17 protein-coding genes are annotated in these 16,197 nt (G+C 70.9%); 10 read left to right on the forward strand and 7 right to left on the reverse strand.

Translation table 11 applies throughout. The annotated features are described in order from the left end of the window. Positions 1-138: 138 nt before the first annotated feature. From LDL49_RS00535 to LDL49_RS00560, 6 genes are all read left to right on the forward strand, one after another. Positions 139-1,869: an L-aspartate oxidase gene (locus LDL49_RS00535; RefSeq protein ID WP_225288846.1), complete on the forward strand. Its 1,731-nt coding sequence runs from the start codon at positions 139-141 to the stop codon at positions 1,867-1,869. Between the two features lie 136 nt (positions 1,870-2,005). Then, positions 2,006-2,761, forward strand: coding sequence for an SDR family oxidoreductase (locus tag LDL49_RS00540; protein ID WP_225288847.1), 756 nt, complete (start codon positions 2,006-2,008; stop codon positions 2,759-2,761). Between the two features lie 103 nt (positions 2,762-2,864). Then, complete coding sequence (locus LDL49_RS00545; protein ID WP_225288848.1) at positions 2,865-3,095, forward strand: hypothetical protein; 231 nt, start codon at positions 2,865-2,867, stop codon at positions 3,093-3,095. A gap of 30 nt (positions 3,096-3,125) precedes the next feature. Next, complete coding sequence (locus tag LDL49_RS00550; protein WP_225288849.1) at positions 3,126-3,551, forward strand: sigma factor; 426 nt, start codon at positions 3,126-3,128, stop codon at positions 3,549-3,551. A gap of 124 nt (positions 3,552-3,675) precedes the next feature. Beyond that, positions 3,676-4,365: a sigma-70 family RNA polymerase sigma factor family protein gene (locus tag LDL49_RS00555; protein ID WP_225288850.1), complete on the forward strand. Its 690-nt coding sequence runs from the start codon at positions 3,676-3,678 to the stop codon at positions 4,363-4,365. Between the two features lie 49 nt (positions 4,366-4,414). Further along, the gene (locus LDL49_RS00560) at positions 4,415-4,900 is read left to right on the forward strand and encodes an Ohr family peroxiredoxin (protein WP_225288851.1); all 486 of its coding nucleotides are present in this window, start codon (positions 4,415-4,417) and stop codon (positions 4,898-4,900) included. 139 nt (positions 4,901-5,039) lie between these two features. Here the strand turns inward: LDL49_RS00560 and LDL49_RS00565 are convergent, their stop codons facing one another. The 5 genes from LDL49_RS00565 to LDL49_RS00585 form a co-directional block, all read right to left on the reverse strand. Beyond that, positions 5,040-5,477: a cupin domain-containing protein gene (locus LDL49_RS00565; protein ID WP_225288852.1), complete on the reverse strand. Its 438-nt coding sequence runs from the start codon at positions 5,475-5,477 to the stop codon at positions 5,040-5,042. A 335-nt stretch (positions 5,478-5,812) separates the two neighbouring features. Next, the gene (locus LDL49_RS00570; protein WP_225288853.1) at positions 5,813-7,108 is read right to left on the reverse strand and encodes an MFS transporter; all 1,296 of its coding nucleotides are present in this window, start codon (positions 7,106-7,108) and stop codon (positions 5,813-5,815) included. Between the two features lie 157 nt (positions 7,109-7,265). After that, positions 7,266-7,967 carry a septal ring lytic transglycosylase RlpA family protein gene (locus tag LDL49_RS58125; RefSeq protein ID WP_225288854.1) on the reverse strand — a complete coding sequence of 234 codons (702 nt, stop codon included), beginning with the start codon at positions 7,965-7,967 and terminating at the stop codon, positions 7,266-7,268. A 303-nt stretch (positions 7,968-8,270) separates the two neighbouring features. Beyond that, positions 8,271-9,797, reverse strand: a complete 1,527-nt coding sequence (locus LDL49_RS00580; RefSeq protein ID WP_225288855.1) for an ATP-dependent DNA ligase — start codon at positions 9,795-9,797, stop codon at positions 8,271-8,273. Positions 9,798-9,926: 129 nt separating this feature from the next. Then, positions 9,927-10,301: an FKBP-type peptidyl-prolyl cis-trans isomerase gene (locus LDL49_RS00585; protein ID WP_225288856.1), complete on the reverse strand. Its 375-nt coding sequence runs from the start codon at positions 10,299-10,301 to the stop codon at positions 9,927-9,929. 77 nt (positions 10,302-10,378) lie between these two features. Between LDL49_RS00585 and LDL49_RS00590 the strand changes: the two genes are divergently transcribed. Continuing rightward, complete coding sequence (locus LDL49_RS00590) at positions 10,379-11,134, forward strand: SDR family NAD(P)-dependent oxidoreductase (RefSeq protein WP_225288857.1); 756 nt, start codon at positions 10,379-10,381, stop codon at positions 11,132-11,134. Between the two features lie 5 nt (positions 11,135-11,139). On the opposite strand, the gene LDL49_RS00595 is transcribed toward LDL49_RS00590, so the two are convergent. Then, a complete protein-coding gene (locus tag LDL49_RS00595; protein WP_225288858.1) occupies positions 11,140-12,579 on the reverse strand; it encodes a GuaB1 family IMP dehydrogenase-related protein in 1,440 nt (479 codons plus the stop codon). A 94-nt stretch (positions 12,580-12,673) separates the two neighbouring features. Here LDL49_RS00595 and LDL49_RS00600 point away from each other — a divergent pair, with 94 nt between their 5' ends. Beyond that, entirely contained in the window at positions 12,674-13,129 is a 456-nt protein-coding gene (locus tag LDL49_RS00600) for a GyrI-like domain-containing protein (RefSeq protein ID WP_225288859.1), read from the forward strand. Positions 13,130-13,171: 42 nt separating this feature from the next. Here LDL49_RS00600 and LDL49_RS00605 read toward each other — a convergent pair whose 3' ends face one another. Beyond that, positions 13,172-13,696 (reverse strand): TetR/AcrR family transcriptional regulator, encoded by a 525-nt coding sequence (locus LDL49_RS00605; RefSeq protein ID WP_225288860.1) that lies wholly within the window; start codon positions 13,694-13,696, stop codon positions 13,172-13,174. 91 nt (positions 13,697-13,787) lie between these two features. Between LDL49_RS00605 and LDL49_RS00610 the strand changes: the two genes are divergently transcribed. After that, positions 13,788-15,005: an FAD-dependent monooxygenase gene (locus LDL49_RS00610; protein ID WP_225288861.1), complete on the forward strand. Its 1,218-nt coding sequence runs from the start codon at positions 13,788-13,790 to the stop codon at positions 15,003-15,005. Positions 15,006-15,078: 73 nt separating this feature from the next. Further along, positions 15,079-16,194, forward strand: a complete 1,116-nt coding sequence (locus LDL49_RS00615; RefSeq protein ID WP_225288862.1) for a glycosyltransferase — start codon at positions 15,079-15,081, stop codon at positions 16,192-16,194. Positions 16,195-16,197: the final 3 nt, after the last annotated feature.

Raw genomic sequence — 16,197 nt, forward strand, 5'->3', positions numbered from 1 at the left:
AGTGGTGAGGTACGGCCCCGGCCGACGGCGGCCCCAAAGGTCCGCGGAAGGTCGCGCGCCGGGATGGATGTCACAAATCACGCCGCTACCCGGTCTTGCTCCCGTAATGGCTTTCACCCATGCGGCCAAAGGAGCACCATGCACGCGCCAGAGCACCGGATCGCCACGTCCGTCCTGGTCATCGGGACGGGAGGGGCCGGTCTGCGAGCCGCCATCGAACTCGCCGAGCGCGGGGTCGGCGTCCTCGCGGTGGGCAAGCGGCCGAAGGCGGACGCGCACACCTCGCTCGCGGCGGGCGGCATCAACGCGGCGCTCGCCACGATGGACCCCGAGGACACCTGGCAGCAGCACGCGGCCGACACCCTCAAAGAGAGCTATCTCCTGGCCAACCCGACGACGGTGAGAATCGTCACCGAGGGGGCCGCACGCGGCATCGAAGACCTCCAGCGCTACGGCATGCCGTTCGCCCGCGAGCAGGACGGGCGAATCTCGCAGCGTTTCTTCGGCGCCCACACCTACCGGCGCACCGCCTACGCCGGCGACTACACCGGCCTGGAGATCCAGCGCACCCTGATCAACCGCGCGGCGCAGCTCGATGTCCCCATGCTCGACACCGTGTACATCACCCGCCTTCTCGTCCGCGACAACGCGGTCTTCGGCGCGTACGGGTTCGACCTGGCGGATGGCAGCCGCTACGTCATCCATGCCGACGCGGTGATCCTGGCCGCCGGCGGCCACACCCGGATCTGGCGGCGCACCTCCTCCCGGAGAGACGAGAACACCGGCGACTCCTTCCGGCTCGCCGTCCTGGCCGGCTGCCGCATCCGCGACCCCGAGCTGGTGCAGTTCCACCCGTCCGGCCTCATCGCCCCCGAGAACGCGGCCGGCACCCTCGTCTCCGAAGCGGCACGGGGCGAGGGCGGAATCCTGCGCAACCAGCTCGGCGAGCGGTTCATGTCCAGGTACGACCCGGAGCGGATGGAGTTGTCCACGCGCGACCGCGTCGCACTGGCCGCGTACACAGAGATCAAAGAAGGCCGCGGGACCCCGAACGGCGGCGTTTGGCTGGACGTGTCGCAGCTGCCACGCGAGACGATCATGACGCGCTTGCCGCGCGTCTACCAGACGCTCCTGGAGCTGCAGATGCTCGACATCACCAAGGAGCCGATCGAGATCGCGCCGACCGCGCACTACTCGATGGGCGGGGTCTGGGTGCGGCCCGAAGACCACGGTACGGGTGTCGACGGTCTGTACGCGATCGGGGAGGCGGCCAGTGGCCTGCACGGCGCCAACCGCCTCGGCGGCAACTCCCTCATCGAGCTCCTCGTCTTCGGCCGCATCGTCGGGCAGGCGGCGGCCGAGTACTCCGCGGGCCTCGACGCCCAGCGCCGCTCGGCCGAGGCGCTCGACGCGGCACGGGCGGAGGTGGACGAACTCCTCGCCGCGGACGGCCCCGAGAACGTCCGTTCACTGCAGCGAGCCCTCCGCGACATCATGACGGAGCATGCCGGCGTGGTACGCGACGAGGGCGGCCTGCGGAAAGGCCTCGCCGAACTCGCCGCGGCAGAGGCGCGCATCGCCGACATCGGCGTACATCCGGACATCGCCGGCTTCCAGGACCTGGCCCACGCCTTCGACCTGAAGTCCGCCGCGCTCGCCGCCCGCGCGACGGTCGAGACCGCGCTTGAGCGCCGCGAGACCCGCGGCTGCCACAACCGCTCCGACTACCCCGACCTCGACCCCTCGCTGCAGGTCAACCTGGTGTGGTCCGGTCCCGGATCGGTGGAGCGGGAGGCCATTCCCCCGATTCCCGGCGAGATCGCGGCGCTCATGCGCGACGTCTCCACCGCCGGAAAACTCGTGGAGTAGCAACCCGGATCACCGGCGCACGGACGGCTTCGGAGAAGAAAATTCGCGGCAGCTGTCACAAGGCCGGAGGCTGCCCTGTCTTAGCTGGCGGACCGGTTGGCACAGGGGTGCCCCGGCGGACGGAAAGGGTTGTGCCATGAAGGTCGTCGTGGTGGGCGGTACCGGCCTGATCGGGTCGAAGGTGGTGGCGAAGCTGGGTGAGCACGGCCACGAGGCGGTGGCGGCGGCGCCGAGCACCGGCGTCAACACCCTCACCGGGGAAGGGCTGGCGGAGGTGCTGGCGGGCGCGCAGGTGGTGGTCGACGTGTCGAACTCGCCGTCGTTCGAGCCCGCCGCGGTGATGGAGTTCTTCGAGACCTCCACCAGCAACCTGCTCGCCGCGGAGGCGGCGGCCGGGGTCGGGCATCACGTCGCGCTGTCGGTCGTGGGGACGGAGCGGATGCCGGAGAACGGCTACTTCGCGGCGAAGATCGCTCAGGAGCAGCTGATCGAGAAGTCGGGGATCCCGTTCTCGCTCGTACACGCGACGCAGTTCTTCCAGTTCGCCCGGAGCATCGCGGACGAGGCCACGGACGGCGACAAGGTACGGATCGCGCCCGTGCTGTTCCAGCCCATCGCGGGCGAAGAGGTCGCGCAGGCGGTCGGCCGGGTCGCGATGGGGCAGCCGCTGAACGGCCGGATCGAGGTCGCCGGCCCCGAGCAGTCCCGGATGGATGAGTTCTTCCGCGACGCCCTGGCCGCCTGGGGCGACCCGCGCACGGTGGTCGCCGACCCGCAGGCGCGCTACTACGGCAGCGTGCCGGGCGAGCGGACGCTGGTGCCGGGGGAGGGCGCGATCCTCGGCAAGATCCGCTACCGCGACTGGCTCGAGCAGACCGCTGCCGCCCAGTAGCCCCACGTCTTCACCTCAGGTCGCATTGACCGCCCCCCCAAGTACCGCCCCCCAAGTACCGCACCCCCAAGCACCGCACACCCAAGCCACGTATGGAGGAACGATGAACACTCCGAGCGGTGACGACAGCTTCCTGTACGAACTCCAGGTCGAGGTCGAGGAAGAAGTGGCCCTGGTCGAGACGAGCCGTCCGGAGGAGGCCGCCGAACTGCCGGTCACCGAATGGCTCTTCGATCCGACGGACGCCGAGCGCGAGGAGATCGGCCTGCGGGGTCTGCTCGACGCGGTCGAGACGCTGGAGGACGACTCCCGGCGCGACGATCACGGTGCGTGAGCCGCTGACCCGGCGAAAGCGGGGGTGAACATGCGTGCGGAATCCCTGGAACAGGAGAGCGCGCTCGAACAGGCTGCTTCCGCCTTCTGCGAGCTGCGCCCGCGCCTGTTCGGCATCGCCTATCGGATGCTCGGCAGCGCGATGGAAGCCGAGGACATCCTTCAGGAAGTCTGGTTGCGCTGGCAGAACACCGACCGCTCGACCATCGAGAACCCCTCGGCCTTCCTGGCGTTGATCACCACCCGCCTGGCCATCAACGTCGCCCGGTCCGCCCGTTCGCGACGCGAAGCCTATATAGGGCCCTGGCTCCCCGAACCCGTCGACACCAGCCTCGACCCCACACTGGGCGCCGAACGGGGCGAAGCGCTCGAACTCGCCTTCCTGCTGCTGCTCGAACGGCTCGCCGCGTTCGACGCCTTCGAACGGTCACGCGCCCGGGTACACCACCCCAACTGACAGACCATCCGCCGCCGTATCAGGGCGCCCAGTACGTTCGCCTCTCAGGATCTCCCCGAGATGTCACAACAAGACCGGCTGTCCGGTCTTAACTGCCGACACCGAGAGAACAGGGCGGCAGGACATGAGCGAAGTGAGCGCCGGGACGCTGGCGGAGATGCTGGACGAACGGCAGCACCTCCTCGAGATCGCCTTGTGGATGTTCGGCTCGGAGATGACGGCCGACCAGATCGTCCAAGAGACCTATCGCCGCTGGTACGCCCTCGACGACGAAGAACGCGCCGCCATCGCGGTGCCGCGCGCCTGGCTGACGCGGGTCGCCGGCGGCATCTGCCTGGAGTTGCTCGCCACCGGCTCGGCCCGCCGGCCCGAGCCTGCCGCCGGTCCCGCACGCCGGCCCGAGCCGGCCACCGGTCGGGTGCCCCAGCAGGCCAGGTCGGACCGCGCGATGCTCGCCAGACACGACCGTGTCGCGCGCCGGTTCGCCGCGGCCTGCGATGTGGGGGACGCGGCGGCGCTGCAGGCGGTCCTGGCCGCCGACGCGATGGTCGTGAGCGACGGTGGCGGCAAACTGCGCGCCGCCGTACGCCCCACCTACGGCGCGGCCGCGGTAGCCCGGTTCGTCACGGCTCTGCTGACCGGCCAGCCCGGCACCGAGGTGGCCGTCGAGCCCGTGAACGGCCGGACGGGCCTGGTGCTGCGCCGGGCGGGCCGAGCCGTGGCGGTGGCCGGTGTGAGCGTCGCCGGAGCCGAGGTCACCGCGGTGTGGATCGTGCTGAACCCCGACAAGTTGCAGCGCTGGCACCGCCCATGACCAGCCCCTCTTACCGCAGGCGCCCCGCGTGCCGCTGAAAGGCGTACCGGTGAACGACCCGACATTGTCCACGGAACACGACTACCGCGGCTCCGCGTTCAAACCGCTCTATGTCACCCGCGTCGCCGTGAGCGGCGGCGGCTCCGCCCACGGCCGGGCCACCGGCCGGGCGCGCTCCGCCGACGGCGCCCTCGACCTGGAGCTGCGGATGCCCGAGGAGCTGGGCGGCGACGCCACCTGCCCGAACCCTGAGCAGCTCTTCGCCGCCGGGTACGCCGCCTGCTTCCACGGCGCCCTCAGCCTGCTGGCCCGCCGGCACCTCCTCGACCCCGGACCGATCACCGTGGAGGTGACCGTCGCCTTCGGTCGCGACCCCGCCGACGGCGGCTACGAGCTACGCGCCGACCTCGTCGTGACCTGGCCCGGAGTCGAACGTGACACGGCCACCCCGCTGCTCGCCCAGGCGACCGCGCTGTCCCCGTACGCCAAGATGACCCGCCAGGGCATCCCGGGCACCATCGACCTCGCCCCCTGAGCCCCTCGTGCGCACCTGATCATCGATCCACAGGACGTCCGACAACGATCGGCCGGAGAGCCGATGTCCGGCTCTCCGGCCGCCAGGTAAAGCCGGACCCGCGGATGGGGTCCGCGCTCCGCCGTATCGAACAGGCGGATCAGCCTGCGGTGGGACGCGGGGCGCGCAGGTGGGCCCGCTGCGCCAGCTCCTCCTGGTCGACGTACGTGAGCATCGGCTGACCCGGCTCACACAGCATGAACACGACGAACTTGGTCGGCGCGTCCGGCAAGGCGTTGCCGTCCTGGTAGTGGATCACGTCGCCGCCCGGCTCCCAGAACGTCTCACCGGCCTTGACCACGCGCTCCGGCTCGCCCTCCAGCTCGAACAGGACCGCGCCCTCGATCACGTAGCCGAAAGCCGGCCCCGAGTGGCGGTGCGGAGCGGCGCCGGGGTGGCCGGGAGGCCAGTCGACGAAGACGGTCATCCCCGAAGCACCGTCGGGAATGAAGGGCGGCTTGATGTCAGCCAGCATCTTGGGTCCGGGCCCCGCAGAGCTCCCCTGCTCGGCGGTCCTGTCCATTGAGTCGTTGGCCACGGGTACTACACCTCCGTATGTCTGCCCGGAACGGGCGATCTCGCGTCGGCCACGCTTCTGGGCCGGTGGACCGACCTTTCGGTGATTCCGGGTTCGCCAGTTCTGGGATCGGACAACTTGCCTGGTAGTAGAGACAAAGTGCGGCCCGCATTTGTGACAGGCCGGGCGACTTGTGCCTCGCGACGGCGCCTCTGGCGCGTCCGCTGCGGAGCATGGCCTTGCGGCCATCACCGGTTTACCCACATACGCGCAGGTCAGCCCAGGGTCGAGGGCACAGGACCGAGGCTTTGCGGAGGCATGTCTCTACGCCCACCATCCGCCCGACCCAGTGAGTCTCACTCCTCGGGTTCAGGCAGCCGGAGCGCGTACAAGAGCCAGACCAGGGCGAAGCCGAAGGCGAGTACGCCGAGCGCGCGCGTGGCCCCGGCCATGCCCAGCGCGACGGTCAGCGGGGCCACCGCCAGCGACGACACCCCCTGCAGCCCCGACGACAGCCCGAAGGCGGTGACCATCACACGGCCGCGGATGTGGTCGGGGCTGGCCAGTTGCAGCCCGTTGACGGCCAGGATGGCGCACGCGCCCACCCCGAGGTGGCCGGCCATGGCGGCGAGCACGCCCGACCACAGCACACCGGCCTGGGCCAGGGCGAGGTAGCCGAGCCCGAACACCGCCAGAGCGCCACCCGGCACGATGAGCCGCCGCCGCGCCGGCGTCCCGATCAGCGGCCGCCACCTCGGCGTCCCGATCGGTCGCCGCCGCGCTGACGTCCCGATCAGCCGCCGGCCCAGGAACGGCCCGAGCACGGACCCCACCCCCTGCGCCATGTAGAGGACACCGACTCCGGCGTCGGTGGTGCCGAACCGTTCGAGCGCGTAGACGGGCAGGAGGCCGACCATGCCGTAGCACAGGCGCAGGCCCGCCGTCAGCAGGAGCAGGGCCGTCACGGTGGGGGTGGCGCGGATGAAGCGCCACAGTTCGGCGGTGTCGGTACGTACGCGCACCCGGCGGGTCTGCGCGCCCGTGGAGAACGGGCGGCGGACGCGGGCGATGAGGACGGCGGACGCGGCGAAGGAGGCGGCGTCGATCAGCAGCGTGGCCGTGCTGCCCCAGGCGGCCGTGGCCAGGCCGCCGAGTCCGGCGCCGAGCAGCAGACCGGAGGAGTAGAGGCTGCCGAGCGCGGCCTGCGCGGTGGGCAACCGGTCGGGGGCGACGAGGTTGGGGAGTACGACCTCGGGGATCGGGCTCGACACCGCGGCCGACACCGACTGCACGGCCAGCGAGACCAGCGCCATGGGGACCGACCCCAGGTGGAAGGCGGCGAGCAGGCCCGCGAGGGGGACGATGGCGGCCAGGTCGCAGGCGATGCGCAGGCGGCGGCGGTCCAGACGGTCGGTCAGCGAGCCGATGAGCGGCATCAGCAGGATGCCGGGCAGCGACTCGACGGCGAACAGCAGGGCCGTCAGCCCGGCTGAGCCGGTGCGGTGGTAGACGAAGGCGTTCAGGGCGACGAAGGTGAACCAGTCGCCGGTCAGGCTGAGGGCCGAGGCGAGGAAGAGCCGGCGGAAGTCGGGATGGTCGCGCAGCAGCGCGAGCAGCGAGTTTCCGGGCAGGCGGGGAGGAACGGATGACACCTGGTGACTCCAAGCAGCCGAGCCGTCCGGCCGGAGGGACCGGACGGGCGAAGGGGGATCGCTTCGCGGGGTGCCCGGCCGGTCATGGGCCGGGCGGCTGCTGATCAGTCACAGAGGTGTGGCATGGGTGGAGGTTAACGCACCGCGGGTCGCGGCGTCAGGAGCGGGCGAGGACCTCGTACTTGACCCTCATGACCCCGGACCCCGTGTCGCCGATGGCGGAGAAGGCGGCTGCCGAGAGGTCGAGGCAGCGGCCGCCCACGTACGGACCGCGGTCGTTGATGCGGACGGTGACCGAGTCGCCGTTCGCCGGGTTGGTGACACGGACCCTGCTGCCGAGCGGGAGCGTCTTGTGGGCGGCGGTCATGGCCGAGGGGTCGAAGCGTTCGCCGCTGGCGGTCATCTGCCCTTCGTCGTAGTAGGACGCGCCGCAGGTGCCCGAACTGAGGACGCGGGTCTTCAGCTTGCGGGCCTCGGTCTTCGCCTTGCGGACCGGCTCGGTCTTCGGCTTGTCGACCGGCTTGGCCGCCGGCTGGGCGGCTTCGGCCTTCGGGAGGGAGGTGGCCTTGGGGCTGGATGAGGGCTTGGGGGCGGCCGGCTTGGCGCTGGGCTTGTTCGGCTGGGGCGCCTTGGTCGCCGGCGGAGGGGTGTCGGCCCTCGTGTACGTGGGGGACGGGGACACGTCCAGCGCCGCGGTGGGCTTGGGGGTGTCGTCATTGGCGACGGCCGCCCAGGCGGTGGTCGAGGCGGCGGCTACGACGGCCGCCCCGGCTGCGACGGTGACCCAACGGCGCTTGGCCGGAGCCTTCTTCTGGCTCTCCGAGTTCGGACGGCTCGGGTTGTAGGAGTGCTGGCCCAAGGTAAACCACAGTCCTAGCTAGGGGACAGGACAGGGAAAGGCCAGGTCGGGGCGGATATGGGGGCGCGCGTCGGCCGATCCCTCGCTCGGGGCGGGTGCCCCGCGAACGTGGACGAACATATGCGACAAACAGCGAGTAAAGACAACTTAATGGGACATTCAGTGATATATCTCACTTTGGTCACGAGTCGACCAGAACGCTGAGCGTACGCCGGGGATCTTGGGGCAGCACGAAAACGCCGACTCTGTCACCTTGGGGATAGATGAGGGCATCCCAACAGGAGCAAGAGCGGTACCAAAGGGTCAGAGCATGAGCGAGCGGACAGTCTCCACCGTGTCGGCGTCCGCGGCCCGCTTGTCGGGCCGGTATCTCAGCACCCGCGCGAACCGCAGCGCCATCCCCCCGGGATAGCGCGGCGACCGCTGCACCCCGTCGAAGGCGATCTCCACGACCAGCTCGGGCCGCAGGCTGACAGTCCACTCGTCGGTGGACCCCTCGGCCAGCTCCAGGAAGCGTTCGGTCTGCCAGGCGAGCAGCTCGTCGGTCAGTCCCTTGAACGTCTTGCCCAGCATCACGAACCCGCCGCTCTCCGGGTCGCGGGCGCCGAGGTGGAGGTTGGACAGCTTGCCTTCGCGGCGGCCGTGACCCCATTCGGCCGCGAGGACGACCAGGTCGAGCGTGTGCCGCGGCTTGACCTTGATCCACCCGGCGCCCCGGCGGCCGGCCGCGTAGGGGGAGGTCAGCGACTTGACGACCAGGCCCTCGTGGCCTGCCTTGATCACGTCGATGAAGTACTGCTCCGCCTCCGGCACCTCGCCTGTGATGAGCCGCGGCGTGAGCAGACCGGGCATGACGGTCTGGGCGAGGACCTCCTGGCGCTGGGCGTAGGGGAGATCGAGCAGGTCGGCCCCGTCCACCCGCAGCGCGTCGAAGAAGAACACGCTCAGCGGCGTGTCCTCGCGCAGCCGCGGGGCGCCGGTCTTGGTGGTCACCCTGCTGGCCGTCACCTGGAAGGGGTGCGGCCGCCCGTCGGGCCGCAGCGCGATCACCTCGCCGTCGAGCACGAGATCGTCGGAGGCCAGGCCGAGCACGGCCTCCACGAGCTCGGGAACCTGGGCGGTGATGTCGTCGAGCGTGCGGGTGAACACGCGGACCTGGTCGCCGGAGCGGTGCGCCTGCACGCGTACGCCGTCGAGCTTCCACTCCAGCGCCGCCGGGGTGCCCGCCTTCTCCAGCGCGGCGGCGACGTTCGGGGCGCTGCCGGCGAGCATGGGCGAGACTGCCCGGCCCACCTCCAGCTTGAAGGCGTGCAGCGCCGCCACGCCGCCGGTCAGCGCCGCCGCGCCCACGGCGGGCAGCCAGCCGCGCAGCGTGAGCGCCCGCCGCACGTCGGCGGACGGCGCCCCCGACGCCTTGGCGATCGCCTCGATCATCACTCCGTCGAGGGCGCCCTGGCGCAGCTCGCCGCTGAGCAGCCGGAGCATGAACGCCTGCTCCTGGCTGGTCAGCCCGGCGAACAGCTCGGTGACCAGGGCCTTGCGGGCCGCCTGCGAGCCCTGGCCGGAGACGGCCTTGATCTTCGACAGCAGGGCGTCGACGTGGGTCAGGGTGGCGGTGGCGGCGAGCTTGGCGGGAGGCGGATCCTGGAGGGTCCGCCAGCCCACGCCCACCTGACGCTGGGGCAGCTCACCCGACAGGTAGGAGATGGCGATCTCCGCCTCATCGGCACCGACCCTGCCGAGCAGCTCGGCCAGGTGGCCGACCTTGCCGAGCCGGGCGGACGTGCGCGTCACCGCCTCCGAAACCCGTACCACGTCGATCAACAGCACATGCCCTATGTTGCCGTACTTCGCCGACAAATCCGCCGTGCCAAGACCAGCATTTTGCCCGGCGATGGGCCCCCTGAGGGGTGGGGCGGGTGTGCGACCCGCCCCAGGGTGCCGGCGGACGCCCAGGTGTTAGCGGACGCCCAGGAGGTCGACGACGAAGATGAGCGTCTCTCCCGGCTTGATGCGGGCGCCGGCGCCGCGGTTGCCGTAGCCGAGGTGCGCGGGGATCACCAGCTTGCGGCGACCGCCCACCTTCATCCCGGCCACGCCCTGGTCCCAGCCGGCGATGACACGCCCGCCGCCGAGCGGGAACTCGAACGCCTCGCCGCGGTTCCACGACGCGTCGAACTCCTCGCCGGTCGAGAACGCGACGCCCACGTAGTGGACGCTGACGTTCTGGCCGGGCTTGGCCTCGGGGCCGTCCCCCTCGACGATGTCGACGATCTCCAGGTCGGCGGGCGGGTTACCCTCCGGGAAGTCGATTTCCGGCTTCTCGAGTGCCACGAATTGCTCCTGTTACGAGTATTGGCGATCAGGAATGGACCCGACGACTCTATGCGGTCGGGATATGGTCATCGTTCATGGCCGCCCTTTCTGCCGATGCGATCCTGCTCACCGGACGCGTCGCCGTGATCACCGGGGCGGCCCGGGGGATCGGGCGGGCGATCGCGGAGACGTTCGCGGCATTCGGGGCTCATGTCGCGATATGCGACCGCGACAAGCCTCAACAGGGCAGCGAGCTCGCGATGACGCTGGACGTGCGGGACCCGGTCGCCGTGGAGGTCTTCGCGCAGGCCGTGCACGAGCGGTGGGGGCGGGTGGACATCCTGGTGAACAACGCGGGCGGGACGTTCCACGCCGCGTTCGCCGACACGACGGCCCGCGGCGAGCGGACCCTGATCGAGGAGAACTTCACACAGGTCACCGGCATGATCCGCCGGATGCTGCCGATGATGGGCGCCGGGGCGTCGATCATCAACGTGACCTCCAGCGAGGCGCACCAGGCGGCGCCGGGGTTCGCGGTCTACGCGGCGATGAAGGCGGGGCTGGAGAGCCTGACGAAGTCGCTCGCGCTGGAGTTCGCGCCCCTGGGCATCAGGGTGAACGCCATCGCGCCCGACGGGCTGCCCACCGAGGGCGAGACGGCCGTGCGGGAGCGGATGGCGGACGGACCCTTCGAGCCGGTACGGCTGCCGCCGCTCGGGCACCTCGGGGAGCCGGCCGACGCGGCGGGCGCGGCGGTGTTCCTGGCCAGTGAGCTGGCCAGGTTCGTGACCGGCACGACGGTGCACGTCGACGGCGGGATCCACGCGGCCGGCGGCTGGCGCCGAACCTGAGCGAGCTACCAGCTCTGGTGCAGCGGCATGCCCTCGGTGTAGCCGGAGGCGCTCTGGATGCCGACCACCGCGCGCTCGTGCAGCTCCTCCAGGTTGCCCGCCCCCGCGTACGTGCACGACGACCGCAGCCCGGCCACGATCGCGTCGATCTGGTCCTCCACGCTCGGCCGCCGCGGATCCAGGTACATGCGCGAGGTCGAGATCCCCTCCTCGAACAGCGCCTTCCTGGCCCGGTCGAACGGGCTGTCCTCGGCCGTGCGCAGCCGCACGGCCCGCGCGGACGCCATGCCGAAGTTCTCCTTGTACCTGCGCCCGTCGGCGTCGGTGCGCGCGTCGCCGGGAGACTCGTACGTCCCGGCGAACCACGAGCCGATCATCACGTTGGCCGCGCCCGCCGCCAGGGCGAGCGCCACGTCACGCGGGTGCCGGACACCGCCGTCGGCCCACACGTGCCGCCCGAGCCGCCGCGCCTCGGCCGAGCATTCGAGCACGGCCGAGAACTGCGGCCGCCCCACCCCGGTCATCATCCGCGTCGTGCACATGGCGCCGGGGCCGACCCCCACCTTGAGGATGTCCGCGCCCGCGTCCACCAGGTCGCGCACGCCCTCGGCGGTCACCACGTTGCCCGCCGCGACCGGCACGCCCGGGTCGAGGGCCCGGACCGCGCGCAGGGCGGAGACCATCTTCTCCTGGTGCCCGTGCGCGGTGTCGACCACCAGGCAGTCGATCCCGGCCTCGAGCAGCTCCTTGGCCTTGGCCGCGACGTCGCCGTTCACGCCGACGGCGGCGGCGATGCGCAGCCGGCCGGCGGCGTCGAGCGCGGGCTGGTAGAGCGTGGCGCGCAGGGCGCCCGTGCGGGTCAGGATGCCGACCAGGCGGCCCTCGGCGTCCACGATGGGCGCCAGGCGGTGGCGGCCCCCGTGCAGCCGGTCGAACGCCGCGCGCGGCTCCAGCCCGGCCGGCAGCGTCAGCAGCTCGCTCGACATCACCTGCGACAGCTGGGTGTACATGTCGACGCCCTGGCAGTCGGCCTCGGTCACCACGCCGACCGGCCGGTTGTCCCAGTCGACGACGATGACCGCGCCGTGCGCGCGCTTGGGCAGCAGCTGCATGGCCTCGCCGACCGTGTCGTGCGGCGTCAGGGTGAGCGGCGTGTCGTGGACCAGGTCGCGCTTCTTGACCCAGTCGACGACCTCCGTCACGACGTCGATGGGAATGTCCTGGGGGATCACGGTGATGCCGCCCCGGCGGGCGATCGTCTCGGCCATGCGCCGGCCGGCGACCGCGGTCATGTTCGCCACGACGATCGGAATGGTGGTGCCCGTGCCGTCGTCCGTCGAAAGATCGACCGCGAGCCGGGAACCGACCGAGGAACGCGACGGGACCATGAACACGTCGCTGTACGTCAGGTCGTATTGCGGCTCGAGGCCGTTAAGGAACTTCACGTTCGTCCATCTTATGCGGTGGGTGGCTAATGAGGGTGTTCCCGTTTCTTATGGCCATATGATCGGCCGGGATACTTAGGGGGATGGAGGGCCTGTGGAGGTCACTGAGAGAAACGAGCTGACAGTCGTCGGTATCGCCGTACGCACCTCGAACGCCGACGAGATCGACCCCGCCAGGGCGAAGCTGCCCGTGCTGTGGCAGCGGGCGGGCGCCCCCGGGGCGTTCGCGCACATCCCGGGCCGCGTCGACGAGAACCTTTACGCGGTGCTGACCGACTACGAGAGCGATCATCACGGCGCCTACACGCAGATCGTCGGCGTCGGCGTGCGGACGGTCCCCAGGCTGCCCGAGGGTATGGTCGCCGTACGCGTGCCCGCGGGCCCGGCCCTGCGGGTCGAGGCGCGCGGCCAGATGCCGCAGGCGATCGTCGACGCCTGGCAGCAGGTGTGGAAGCACACCGAGTCGGGCGGCACGCCCGCACGGGCGTTCATGACGGACCTCGAGGTGCACCACCCCGGTGGCGCCGACCTCTACGTCGCCGTCTACTAACGGTCCGCCGGACCCGGGTCCGTCCGGGCTCGGGTCGTCGTCTCACCGACCAAGCGCGGCGGCGGCGGCTTCGACCGCCGCCGGCTTGACCTCTTCGAGGGGCAGCCGGGCGTACTCCACCGCGCAGTCGGACATCCCGCCGATCGCCACGGTCGCGTGGATGTGCCGGGCGGGGTCGGGGTCGGGGCCCAGCAGCAGCGTGATGAACCGCCGCCGCCACTCGAACATGCGCTCACCCAGGTCGAGATAGGCCAGCGTGGACAGCTCCCGCACGATCATGACCAGGATGTCGCGGTGCCGCCAGATCATCTCGAAGTAGTCGTCGAGCAGCTCGCGCGCATCGCCGGGCTCCCGCGTGGCGACGAACCGCTCCATGTCCTCGACCAGCGGCTGGATGATGCTCCTGACCAGGTCGTCGCGTGAGGTGAAGTGGTAGTAGAGGGCGGGCTTGGTGATGCCGAGCCGGTCGGAGATCTGCCGCAGGCTGGTGTTGCGCACCCCTTGCTCGACGAACAACTCGCGCGCCACCGCCTGGATGCGCGCCTTGGTGTCACTGGGCCTCGCCATGGACCGATCTTATCCCTTACCTATCGTTAAGTAAGCCCTTGTGGTCGCTGCTCGGGTCGGCTTACCATCCGTTAAGTAAGGAGGTGCCCCCATGCGGATCCTGATCTCCGGCGCGAGCGTCGCCGGACCCGCGCTGGCGTACTGGCTCAACAGGTACGGCTTCGAGGTCACCGTCGTGGAGCGCGCCCCGTCGCTCCGCAAGACGGGTGGCCACGCGATCGACCTGTTCAGGCCCGCGATGGACATCGTCGAGAAGATGGGCCTGATCGACCCGGTCACCGCCGGGAAGACCGGTACGAACTGGCTCACCATGTATCGCGAAGGCCAGGAGAAGGCCGTGGAGCTGGACCTCCGGCGCGTCTTCACGGCCGTGTCGGACCGCCACGTCGAGATCATGCGCGACGACCTCAGCGAGATCTTCTACGACGCCACCCGCGACGACGTCGAGTACGTCTTCGACGACTCCATCACCTCCATCGGCGCGGACGGCACGGTGACGTTCGAGCGCGGGGCGGCCAGGCGGTTCGACCTGGTCGTCGGCGCCGACGGGCTGCACTCCAACGTGCGCGGCCTGGTCTTCGGCCCCGAGCCGGGCTTCTCCACCTGGATCGGCGCCTACCTGGCCGTCTTCTCGGTGCCCAACTACCTCGACCTCGACGGCCGCATGGAGGGGCTGTCCGGCATCGGGCGGGTGGCCGGGATGTACGGCGCGGCGCACATGTCCGACGCGCGGGCGTTGTTCCTGTTCAGAACCCCGGAGCAGCTCCAGTACCACCACCGCGACGTCGCCCGGCAGAAGGAACTGCTGCGCGAGCGGTTCGCGGGCATGGGCTGGCAGGTTCCCCGCCTGCTGGCCGAGCTCGACCGCACCCCGGCCTTCTACTTCGACTCGATCACCCAGCTGCGCCTCGACACCTGGTCGCGCGGCCGCGTGACGCTGGTCGGCGACGCCGGCTACTGCCCGGGCCCGGCCGTGGGCGGCAGCACGAGCCTGGCCGTCGTCGGGGCGTACATCCTCGCGGGCGAGCTGGCCGCCGCACGCGGCGACCACGAGCGCGCCTTCCCGGCCTACGAGGCCCAGATCGGTGAGTACGTACGGCGGAGCCGCGCGTTCGCGGTCGGGGCGGCCAAGCGGCTCGTGCCCGGCAACCGGTTCGACCTGTGGACGCTCACCCAGGCCGCGCGGCTGATCGGCCACCTGCCGGTAGCGGTGACCAAGGCCGCGACCAAGCTCGGCAGCAAGGGCATGCGGCTGCACGACTCGATCGCGCTGAAGGACTACTCGGCGTACGAGGCCGTGCGCCGGTAGCGGCCGTACCCCAGAAACCGGGCGTCAGGAGAAGCTGTGCGCCAGTAGAAACGGCGCGAATAGACTGCGCGCCGTGCGTGCCGCCTATTTCGCCTTTGACCGGTTCCCTTCGAGCAAGGGGTCGGCGGTGCACATCGGGCAGATGGCCGCCGAGCTGTTCGACCGGTTCGGCGGCGGGCTGCTGGGGGTGCTGGGCGGGGGCGGGCTGCCGCGCTACCAGCGCGAGGGCGACGTCCGGATCGCCAGGTTCGACGAGCAGATCCCCAACCTGATCGACCGGGCCGAGGCGTACTCGCACTGGGTCGCCCGCCATCTCGCGCCCCACCTGGAGACGCTGGAACTGGTCCACGTCCGTGACCCCTGGAGCGCGCTGCCGGTGCTCGGTCACCGGCACAAAGTGGTGTACGAGGTGAACGGGCTGCCGTCCATCGAGCTGCCGCACACCTGGCCACAGGCGGCCCCCGCCACGGTGGCCAAGTTGCGGCGGCTGGAGGCGCACTGCCTGGAGCAGGCGGACGCGGTTGTCGTGCCATCGAGCGTCATCGGCGACGCCATCCGTAGAATGGGGATAAATCCGGAAAAGGTGTTCCTCGTTCCGAACGCCGCGGACCCCGCCCCGACCACCCGCCCGGACGGCGCCCCCGAGCGTTACCTGATCTACGTAGGCGCCCTCCAGCGCTGGCAGGGCGTGGACGTGCTGCTCCGCGCCTTCGCCAGGCTGGCCGACCTGACCGAGCTGCGGCTGGTCGTCTGCTCCTCCGTCCTGGAACGCCGCGCCAAACCCCTCCAGCGCCTCGCCGACCGCTTGGGGGTGGCCGAGCGGATCGTGTGGCGGTTCACGCTGCCCCACGACGAGGTGGCCGGCTGGCTGGCCGGCGCGGCCGTGTCCGCCGCCCCGCTCACCGCCTGCCCGCGCAACCTCGACCAGGGCTGCGCCCCGCTCAAGATCCTGGAGTCGATGGCGGCCGGCACGCCGGTGGTGGCCTCGGACCTGCCGGCCGTACGGGAGATCCTGGGGGAGGACGGGCGCCTGGTCGCGCCCGACCGGCCCGCAGAGCTGGCCCGCGCGATCCGGATCCTCCTGGAGTATCCCGACCAGGCGCGGGCGATGGCGGCGCGGGCCAGGGACAGGGTGCCCAGCTGGGCGGATTCCCGGGCGAGGCTCGCCGAGGTTTATCGCCGTGTGTAGTGT

Origin of the sequence: Nonomuraea aurantiaca (assembly GCF_020215705.1) — a bacterium.
Classification (GTDB): Bacteria; Actinomycetota; Actinomycetes; order Streptosporangiales; family Streptosporangiaceae; genus Nonomuraea; species Nonomuraea aurantiaca.